The organism is Paenibacillus sp. A3 (assembly GCF_001399685.1).
GTDB lineage: Bacteria > Bacillota > Bacilli > Paenibacillales > NBRC-103111 > Paenibacillus_G.
In genome coordinates this window covers 1-9,144 of sequence record NZ_JTHN01000222.1, presented here as the reverse complement: position 1 = coordinate 9,144, position 9,144 = coordinate 1, and the positions used below count along the sequence as shown (strand labels likewise).

Genomic DNA, 9,144 nt, shown 5'->3' with positions numbered 1-9,144 from the left:
TGCTTATTGCCGACGAACCGACCACGGCGCTCGATGTGACGATTCAGGCGCAGATCCTCGATCTGTTCAAGCTGCTGCAGCGCAAAACCGGCGTCTCCATCATCATGATCACCCATGACCTCGGCGTGGTGGCGAATATTGCGGACCGCGTGAACGTGATGTACGCCGGCAAGGTGGTCGAGTCGGGCACGGTGGACGAGGTGTTTCAGCATCCGCAGCATCCTTATACGAAAGGGCTGCTTGCATCCATGCCGCGTCTCGATAGCGACCGGAATACCCCGCTGCAATCGATCCCGGGGACTCCGCCGGATCTGTTCGCGCCGCCCAAAGGCTGCGCGTTCGCAGCCCGGTGTCCTCACGCCATGGAAGTGTGCGCCGACTTCCAGCCGGAAACGTCCTGCTTGCCCGGCGGGCACGGCGTTGTCTGTTGGCTTCAGGATGCGCGCGCCAAACAGCTTGAACCGCCGGGCACGAATACTTTTATCCGTTCAGCGATAGGTTAACGATTCCTATCATACAATGTGAAGGAGAGACGTTGCATGAAGAAAAGAACGGCTTTACTCCTCGGCTGTATCCTGTTATCCGGCACGGCGCTGGCAGGCTGCAGCGGCAAAGAAGGGGCTGGCACCGATCCGGCCCGGAACGAACAGCAGGCCAAAATTCTGCTGTACAACAATATGAGGGAGCCTACGTCGCTGGACCCGCCGGTCGGGTTCGACCAAGTGTCGTACGATATCCTGAACAACGCCATGGAAGGCTTGACGCGCCTTGGCAAAACCCAATCCCCAGAGCCCGCGATGGCCAAGGAATGGAAGATTAGTCCCGACGGCAAGCAGTATACGTTCACGCTGAGGGACGGCATCAAGTGGTCCAACGGGGACGCGGTGAAGGCGTCTGACTTCGAATTCGCCTGGAAGCGGATGCTCGATCCGAAGAAGCCTTCGCCGGCCGCGCCTCTGGCTTACGTCGTCGAAGGGGCCGAAGCGTACAATTCGGATAAAGGTCCGGCCGACGGCGTCAAAATCAAAGCGATGGACGACAAGACGTTGGAGATCGTGTTGACCAAGCCGGCCCCGTGGCTGCTCGGGATGGTGTCCAACCCGGCATTTTTCCCGGTACATAAGGCAACCGTGGAGAAAAACGACAAATGGGCAAGCGAAGCCGCGACGATCGTAAGCAACGGTCCGTTCAAGATTACCGAATGGAAGCACGATTCCGAATTGAAGATGGTCAAAAACGACCAGTACTGGGATGCGGCCAACGTCAAGTTGGACGGCGTTACGTTCAAGATGGTCAACGACACGAATACGGAGTATCAACTGTATCAGAGCGGAGGGCTGCATATTGACGGCGTCATTCCGGCCGATTTGAGCCAGAAGCTGTTCGCGGAAGGCAAGGTCAAGGTGGAGGATTCGGCGGGAACGTATTTTTACCGGTTCAACACCAAGATGCCGCCGTTCGATAATGTCAATATCCGCAAAGCGTTTCAGATGGCTGTGGACAGCCAGAAAATCGTCGACCTCGTCGTCAAGCAAAAGCAAAAGGTGGCGGACGGGTTCGTCTCGTACGGTCTCAAAGACCCGGCAGGGGACGACTTCCGCAAGGTCGGCGGTAAGCTGGTGAAGTTCGACGCCGCGGAGGCAAAAAAGCTGCTGGAGAAAGGAATGGCCGAGGCCGGCTACAAAACGCTCCCGCCGGTGACGCTGACCTACAACACGAACGACCTGCACCAGAAAATTGCCGAGGCGGCCCAAGCGATGTTCAAAGAAAACCTGGGCGTCGACGTGAAAATCGAGAGCAAGGAAGGCAAGGTGCTGACAGCCGAGCAGAAGAAGCTGCAATTGCAATTTTCCCGTTCGTCATGGCTTCCGGATTTTGCCGATCCGATCAATTTCCTCGACATCTTCCAGACCGGCAATCCGAACAACCGTACCGGTTGGAGCAACGCGCAGTACGACAAGCTGATTCAAGACGCCTACAATGAGCCGGACAATGCCAAACGGTTCAAATTGCTGCACGAAGCGGAGAAAATCTTGCTCGATGAAGCGCCGATCATGCCGCTCTATTTTTACAACTCCGCCTATATGCAAAGCGACAAGCTGGAAGGAGTCGTCCGGTACGCCTACGGTTACATCGACTTCAAGTGGGCCGATTTGAAATAGACGGCACCGGGGCGTGACGGCCTGTTGGGCGGGTGCTTGCAAGTCGCAGGGTAGTATCCCCGTCGCGCTGAGGTCGGAGGGAGCTTGAGGGCCGACGACCCGTGGTGGTTATTTGACCCAGCTTAATATTAAAGGAAGTACGATGCGTTAAAGAGCAGGAAGCGGAGTCCGCTGGAATATAGCGGAAGACAGATGCTTTAGTTGTGTCGAAAAATGTTCACGACCCGCGAGAGGGGATTGTTAGGGGAACGCCAGTTCCTCTATTTTGAACAAGGCGCCGACATCAGGCAAAGTAACGCATCGCAGTTCCTCTATGCTAAATAAGCTAGTACGGAACTGTCGCGCCAGTGTCAGCGATGCTGAAAAAAGCGTCCAATGGGGCATATGATAGCTCCTGCGATGCTGCATAGACTGGTCGATTGGCAATCGTACCACTGATACTGTAAAGCATCTAATCTGCCTGTCGCCTAGTATCAAGCATACTGAGTAACCATCAAGCCAGACTTCGCGATAGTTTCTTTGATGTTGAGTAGATTGGATAGCCCGTTGCGCCATTACCCATTATGCCGAGCATGGTTCCCGCAATACTGCATCATCGGCTAATCCGAGCCATCGCCGGCTCTTGCTAACGAAGGGAGGAAAATACCATGCGCAAGCGCATCAAACCTCCGCGTCTCGCCGCGGGCGATACGGTAGGCATTACGGCCCCGGCCAGTCAGGGCGACCGGAGCAGAATCGAGCGGGCGGCCGGTTATTTGAAGCGGATGGGCCTGAACGTCCGTTTCGGCGGCACGCTGTCCGGGCAGTACGGTTATTTGGCGGGGACGGACGAAGAGCGGGCGGCGGAGCTGAACGCGATGTTCGCGGACCCGGACATTCGGGCCATCGTATGCGCGCGCGGCGGATACGGGTCGGCAAGAATAGCCGACATGCTGGATTACGACGGCATCCGCAATAACCCGAAAGTTTTCTGGGGATACAGCGACATCACATTCCTCCACACTGCCATCGGAAACCGGTCGGGGGTCGTCACGTTTCACGGTCCTATGCTGACCTGCCTTGCCGAGGAATCTGTTCATCCGCTGACCTTGCAGGGCTTTGAGCAGCTATTTCATCCGAAGCCGGTTGTCTACACGGCAAACATCTCGCCGCTTGTCGCATTGGTGGAAGGGGCAGCGTACGGACCGCTGGTCGGAGGCAATTTGACACTGCTCGTAAGCACGCTCGGGACGCCGTATGAATTGGATACCCGCGGACGTATTTTGTTTATAGAAGAGATTGACGAGGAGCCGTACCGCGTCGACCGGATGCTGAACCAACTTCGGCAGGCCGGGAAGCTGGCCGATGCGTCGGGAATTCTCGTCTGCGATTTTCACAATTGCGAGCCGAACAAGTACAAAAATTCACTAACGTTGGAGCAGGTCATCCGGCATCATATCGTTCAGGCGGGGAGACCCGCGCTCGCAGGATTTAAAATCGGTCATTGCTCGCCGAATATCGCCGTGCCGTTAGGCATAGAGGCGAGGATGAATACCGCACAAAAGAAGCTGGAGTTTATCGAACCGGCAGTAGAAGCGTAAGGAGGCGCCCTGATGCAAATTCAAAGAATAGACGTAATGCGCCAGTCGACCCCGCTCGTCAAACCGTTCAAAACCGCGCTGCGGACCGTATTTCAAGCGGAATCCGTCCTGGTTCGGATCACGGCGGACGATGGCCGGGTCGGCTGGGGCGAAGCGCCGGCTACGATTGTGATTACGGGGGACAGCTTGGAAAGCATCGAATCCGCCATTGTCCATACGTTCACACCGCTGTTAATCGGCAAAAGTCTGCTGGCCTATGAACAAATCATTCAATCCGTCCATCAGGCGATGGTCGGGTGCAGCAGCGGCAAAGCCGCGGTCGATATGGCGGTCTACGACCTGGTGGCACAGGCCTGCGGGGTGCCGCTGTATCAATTTCTCGGAGGCTACAAGGACCGGATCGAGACGGACTTTACCGTCAGCGTCAATTCGCCGAAAGAAATGGGCGAGGATGCGGCCCGCTATGTGGAATCCGGGTTCAACGTGCTGAAGATCAAGGTAGGGAAGGACGATATCGGCGAAGATATCGAACGGATCAAAGAGATCCGAAGCCGCGTAGGCGACCGGGTCAAAATCAGGCTGGATGCGAACCAAGGCTGGCAGGTGAAGGATGCGGTCAAATCGATCCGGCGGATGGAAGACATGGGCCTCAATATCGAGCTTGTGGAGCAGCCGGTGAAGGCCGGAGATATCGAAGGCTTGAAGGCCGTAACGGATGCGGTCGAAACGCTGATTATGGCGGACGAGAGCGTGTTCTCTCCGGTTCAGGCGCTTGAAGTGCTGCAGCGGCGCGCGGCCGATCTGATCAATATCAAGCTGATGAAATCGGGCGGGATCTACAAGGCGCAAATCATCAACCATATTGCGGAGGAATACGGCGTGGAATGCATGGTGGGCAGCATGATCGAATCCCGACTTGCGGTAACGGCGGCGGCTCATTTTGCGGCGAGCAAAAAGAACATTACCCGCTTCGATTTCGATGCGCCGCTCATGATGCTTCACGATATTGTCGACGGCGGCGTCCGATACAACGGGCGGGTCATGACGTTCCCGGACGATGCCGGACTCGGCATCCGGAACGTGCGCTGTCAGGACGGGATGGGGGCCGTATCATGAGCGGACCGAGACGAGTTAGAGCGGCGGTGTCCGTCGCCACCGTGTGGACGTCTCCCGATTCCCCGCGTCCGCTGGACGAACCGGCGCTGCGGCATCCGGCGGCTATAACGGAATGGCTAGGGGCTATGACCGTTAAGGATAAGCTGGATTTGTACGGCGCCAATCGCATTCAGACGCAAATGCTGTACGGAACCGAGGCGGTAGTTGCCGAAGAAAACGGCGACTGGGTCAAGGTGCTCATTCCCGAGCAAAGCACCCGGAAGGAGGGAGCGGGATATCCCGGATGGGTTCCGAAGCGCCAACTGGCGGAAGCAAGCGCCCAATCCTCCGTGGACCAATGGGCGGAGGTGAGCGCTCCCCGGGCGCTGTTGACCCTCCGTTCGCCAAAAGCCGAAATCGAGCTGAGCTTTCTAACCCGGCTGCCCGTCATCGAGGAGACGAACGACGGAGTCGTGGTGGATACCCCGCACGGAGCGGGCTTTTTGCCGAAGGATCAAGTGCGGATCGCCAGCCGTCCGGCATCCTGCGGCACGGAAGAAGCGGGCAAGCGGCTCGTCCGGCAGGGGATGCGGTTTATAGCTCTGCCTTATTTGTGGGGAGGCATGTCTTCCTTCGGCTACGACTGTTCCGGTTTTGCTTACAGCATGCACAAATCGCAAGGTATTCTCATTCCGCGGGATGCTTCCGATCAAGCCGTTCGGGGGCAGGTGGTGGAGCGGGACCGTCTGGAACCGGGGGATCTGCTCTTCTTCGCTTACGAAGAAGGCAAGGGGCGCGTGCATCATGTCGGAATCTATGCGGGTGACAACCGGATGCTTCATTCTCCCGATTCCGAAGGGTGCATAGAGCTTGTCGAGCTGGACGGCTACAAGCTGGCGAAAGAGCACTGTGTTTCCAAGAGATATTGGTAAAATGATCACCCGAAAAAAAGGGCTCTCCCTTAAGGTCCGATATAGACCTGGGGAGAGCCCTTTCTTCGAATCAATGTTCCCGTATGTGCTGCTTAGCCTCCAAATAAAGGACCTGAATGAATTTCTTGACGTTGATCCGCACTTGCGAGACGGTGTCCCCGCTCTCGTCCTCCAGCTCCAGCATCCGCTTGCGAACCTCCGTAAAATCAAAAAACTTCGATGCGTAATTTTCGAACTTGATATTCGAATAATCCGTCAGTCCGAGCGAAGCCAAATGGCTTAACGCTTGATGAATCGTCCGGCGCACGCGCTGTTCGGCTGCTTTGATTTCTTTCTTGACCACCGCTTCGTCCGCCTTATCGCCCAGCTTGCGCACGGCCGCTGCGCGGAACAGCTCCCGCAGCTGGGGGAAATCGCGGTGGCCTGAAGCGGCATCGTCATGCTCCGCTAAAATTTGCAGCATCGCCAGCAAATCTTTGCAGCCGATTTCTCCGGTGATGCCGAGCTCCGAGAATAAATAGCGGCCCGCCGCACCGATTCCGGCAGACCCGTGATCCCGCTCGCGCGGTGCCGCAGGCTTCCCTAAGCCGCCGTCGTCCAGTCCGAGCAGCGACTGGCGAATGTTCTGAATGGACCGCGCAAGTCGCATCCGCTCCTCGACCTTGCGGATGACCGACAGCACCTCCAACCGGTTGATTGGCTTCGTTATGTAATATTCGACCCCCAAGGCGTACGCCTCGCCGATCATTTCCTTCGATTCGACCTGCGACAGCATGATGATTTTGCCGGGAAACGACGGGGCGATCTCCCGCACCGTCTCAATCCCGTCCCGCCTCGGCATCAGCAGGTCAATGAGCCAAATATCGGTCCGCGTAACCGCCAGCAGCCCGGCATCCACATCCGCTCCGTCCGCGGCTTCGCCCGCCACCTCGCCGAGGTCTTCGTCTTCGATCAGCTGCGCCAGCATCCGGCGTACCGCCGGGTCGTCATCGGTTATAAAAAATCGCACTCCTTTTTCACCCGTCCTTATTCGTCGTTAAACTTGCTAACGGCAATTGTATGATAAATTCCGTTCCTTTTCCACCGATTCCTTCCCGAATGGTGATCGTTCCGCCGAGCCGCTCCACCGTTTCCTGCACGTAGGAGAGGCCGATGCCCGTCGAAGGAACCCCGGAAGCATCGTATTTGGTCGTATAGCCGGGATGAAAAACGATATCCCGCGAATGCTCCGGAATGCCCGGGCCGTCGTCCCTGACGCGCAGCTCCGTCGTGCGCTTGTCCATCCGGTCGATGACGACTTCGATATTCCCGTCCTTCGCGACGGCCTCTACGGCGTTCGAGACGAGATTGTTCAGCAGCGATAGCAGCGTGTAGGCGTGATAAGGGGGATGCGCCCCTTTGACTTTCAACGCAATCCGGATCGATTTGCCGTGCAGGCAGGCATATTTTTCATTCGAGCGGACCACCACGCCGCCAAGCTCTTCCGCCAGGCCGAAGTCGGCACGCTGCTCGCTTGTAATGAGCTGTGACAATCCGGCGTAGATGCGCTGATTGTCCTTCTTGATCTCATGCACTTGTCCGGCGATGCCCAAGGCTTGCCGGGCGAAATCGGGCTCGGCCGCGTCTTTGAGCCCCCGGTACAGCTCATAGGACGAGCGGGTAATCTGCTCAGCCTGCTGCAGCGTTTTTTGCAAATGGACCGATTCCTCGTACAGCGTCGAGATCAGCATCAGCCGATGCTCGTTCTCCAGCCGCTCCCGCTCCTGCAGCGCACGCACCTGCCTAAGCTGAATGATGTTGAAGATCGCCAGCACGAACGAGCTCCGGAACACGGCGATCACGATAATTTGCTCCAGCTCGTGCAGAATGATCGTGCGGCCCGGAAGCGAATAGCGAAAAAACAGCTCCGCCACATTGGAGCCGATTTCCAGCCCCATGCCGATCAGTCCGATCAGCAGCGGACTTTGGCGGTAGTTGTTGACCTGCGCCGCGGTGAACAAGGCCCCATAAGAGAAATAAAAGAAGAAAGCGGGAACATGCTGATAGAACGAAGCTTCAAGCGCCGCCCCGCCGAGCGCATCCACTCCGATCCGAAAGGCCGGTACGGTAAGGCCGGTCACGAATCCTGCCGCAAGCGGCGTTAACCCGCGAAGCCACAGCAAACTGAAAAAAAGCACGGGAGGCCCCATGCCGACGCGGAACGAATCCGAGAACGGATAAAATTTCAGCTCGCCGGCCAGCGGTACGAGAATGGCGACAAGGGCAAGCGGGATCAGGCGGTTTTGCCAAGAGACAGCCTTTTTCAAAATTCGCATCAACTCGCAACTGTAGGTTTTTGTAGTTTAGTGTAGACGGTCCATATGATAATATTCAAACCTATTATTTCACAGACGCCACTGATTTGGAAGCGCTTTTAGTAACAAAAGAGGGGGAAGCAGACATGAAAAAATTCGGATTGGCCCTGCAAATCGTAATCGGCCTGATGCTCGGGGTAGCCGTCGGGGCCATCTTTTACGGGAATCCCGGCGTCGAGACATACCTGAAGCCGATTGGGGACATCTTTATCCGCTTGATCAAAATGATCGTCGTTCCGATCGTTATCTCTTCGCTTATTGTCGGCATCGCCGGGGTAGGAGATATGAAGAAGCTGGGCAAGCTCGGCGGCAAAACGATCTTGTATTTTGAAATCGTTACCACGATTGCCATTATCGTCGGCCTGCTGTTTGCCAACATCTTCAAGCCGGGCGCCGGCATCGATATGTCGGGCCTTGCGAAAACCGATATTAAAACGTATGTCGATACGGCGGAAAAAGCAAGCCACAGCTTCGCCAGCACGTTCGTAAACATCGTGCCGAAGAACATTTTCGAAGCGTTTGTGAACGGCGATATGCTCGCCATCATTTTCTTCTCCGTCCTTTTCGGTCTCGGTATTGCGGCGGTCGGCGAACGCGGCAAGCCGGTGCTCAGTTTCTTCCATGGCGTCGCTGACGCGATGTTCTGGGTCACGAACCAAGTCATGAAGTTCGCACCGTTCGGGGTATTCGCCTTGATCGGCGTCACCGTTGCCAAATTCGGCGTAAGCTCGCTTATTCCGCTTGGCAAGCTCGTCATTGTCGTATATGCCAGCATGCTGTTCTTTATTTTCGTCGTGCTCGGAGTTATCGCTAAAATATCCGGCACCAGCATTTTGACGATCATCAAGCTGCTTAAAGACGAAATCATTCTCGCCTACTCCACGGCCAGCTCCGAATCGGTCATGCCTAAAGTGATGGAGAAGATGGAAAAGTTCGGCTGTCCTAAAGCAATTACGTCGTTCGTCGTCCCGACCGGCTATTCGTTCAATCTCGACGGGTCGACCTTGTATCAGGCGCTTGC

General features: G+C 56.4%; 8 protein-coding genes. 6 read left to right on the top strand and 2 right to left on the bottom strand.

The window, feature by feature from the left end; translation table 11 throughout:
- From QJ48_RS29215 to QJ48_RS29195, 5 genes are all read left to right on the top strand, one after another.
- Nucleotides 1-503, top strand: a 503-nt coding sequence (locus QJ48_RS29215; RefSeq protein ID WP_162238589.1) for an ABC transporter ATP-binding protein, incomplete at its 5' end; no start/stop codon positions are given.
- Between the two features lie 36 nt (nt 504-539).
- Nucleotides 540-2,162, top strand: a complete 1,623-nt coding sequence (locus tag QJ48_RS29210; protein WP_054976894.1) for a peptide ABC transporter substrate-binding protein — start codon at nt 540-542, stop codon at nt 2,160-2,162.
- Nucleotides 2,163-2,809: 647 nt separating this feature from the next.
- The gene (locus tag QJ48_RS29205; protein ID WP_054976893.1) at nt 2,810-3,742 is read left to right on the top strand and encodes an LD-carboxypeptidase; all 933 of its coding nucleotides are present in this window, start codon (nt 2,810-2,812) and stop codon (nt 3,740-3,742) included.
- 12 nt (nt 3,743-3,754) lie between these two features.
- Nucleotides 3,755-4,858, top strand: coding sequence for a mandelate racemase/muconate lactonizing enzyme family protein (locus QJ48_RS29200; protein WP_054976892.1), 1,104 nt, complete (start codon nt 3,755-3,757; stop codon nt 4,856-4,858).
- Entirely contained in the window at nt 4,855-5,769 is a 915-nt protein-coding gene (locus tag QJ48_RS29195; RefSeq protein WP_054976891.1) for an NlpC/P60 family protein, read from the top strand. Before QJ48_RS29200 ends, QJ48_RS29195 begins: the two co-directional genes overlap by 4 nt.
- 70 nt (nt 5,770-5,839) lie before the next feature.
- Here QJ48_RS29195 and QJ48_RS29190 read toward each other — a convergent pair whose 3' ends face one another.
- Nucleotides 5,840-6,778: a response regulator gene (locus QJ48_RS29190; protein ID WP_054976890.1), complete on the bottom strand. Its 939-nt coding sequence runs from the start codon at nt 6,776-6,778 to the stop codon at nt 5,840-5,842.
- A gap of 7 nt (nt 6,779-6,785) precedes the next feature.
- Entirely contained in the window at nt 6,786-8,075 is a 1,290-nt protein-coding gene (locus QJ48_RS29185) for an ATP-binding protein (RefSeq protein WP_237763104.1), read from the bottom strand.
- Nucleotides 8,076-8,209: 134 nt separating this feature from the next.
- Here QJ48_RS29185 and QJ48_RS29180 point away from each other — a divergent pair.
- Nucleotides 8,210-9,144: cation:dicarboxylate symporter family transporter (locus tag QJ48_RS29180; RefSeq protein ID WP_054976888.1), on the top strand; the 935-nt coding region annotated here is incomplete at its 3' end.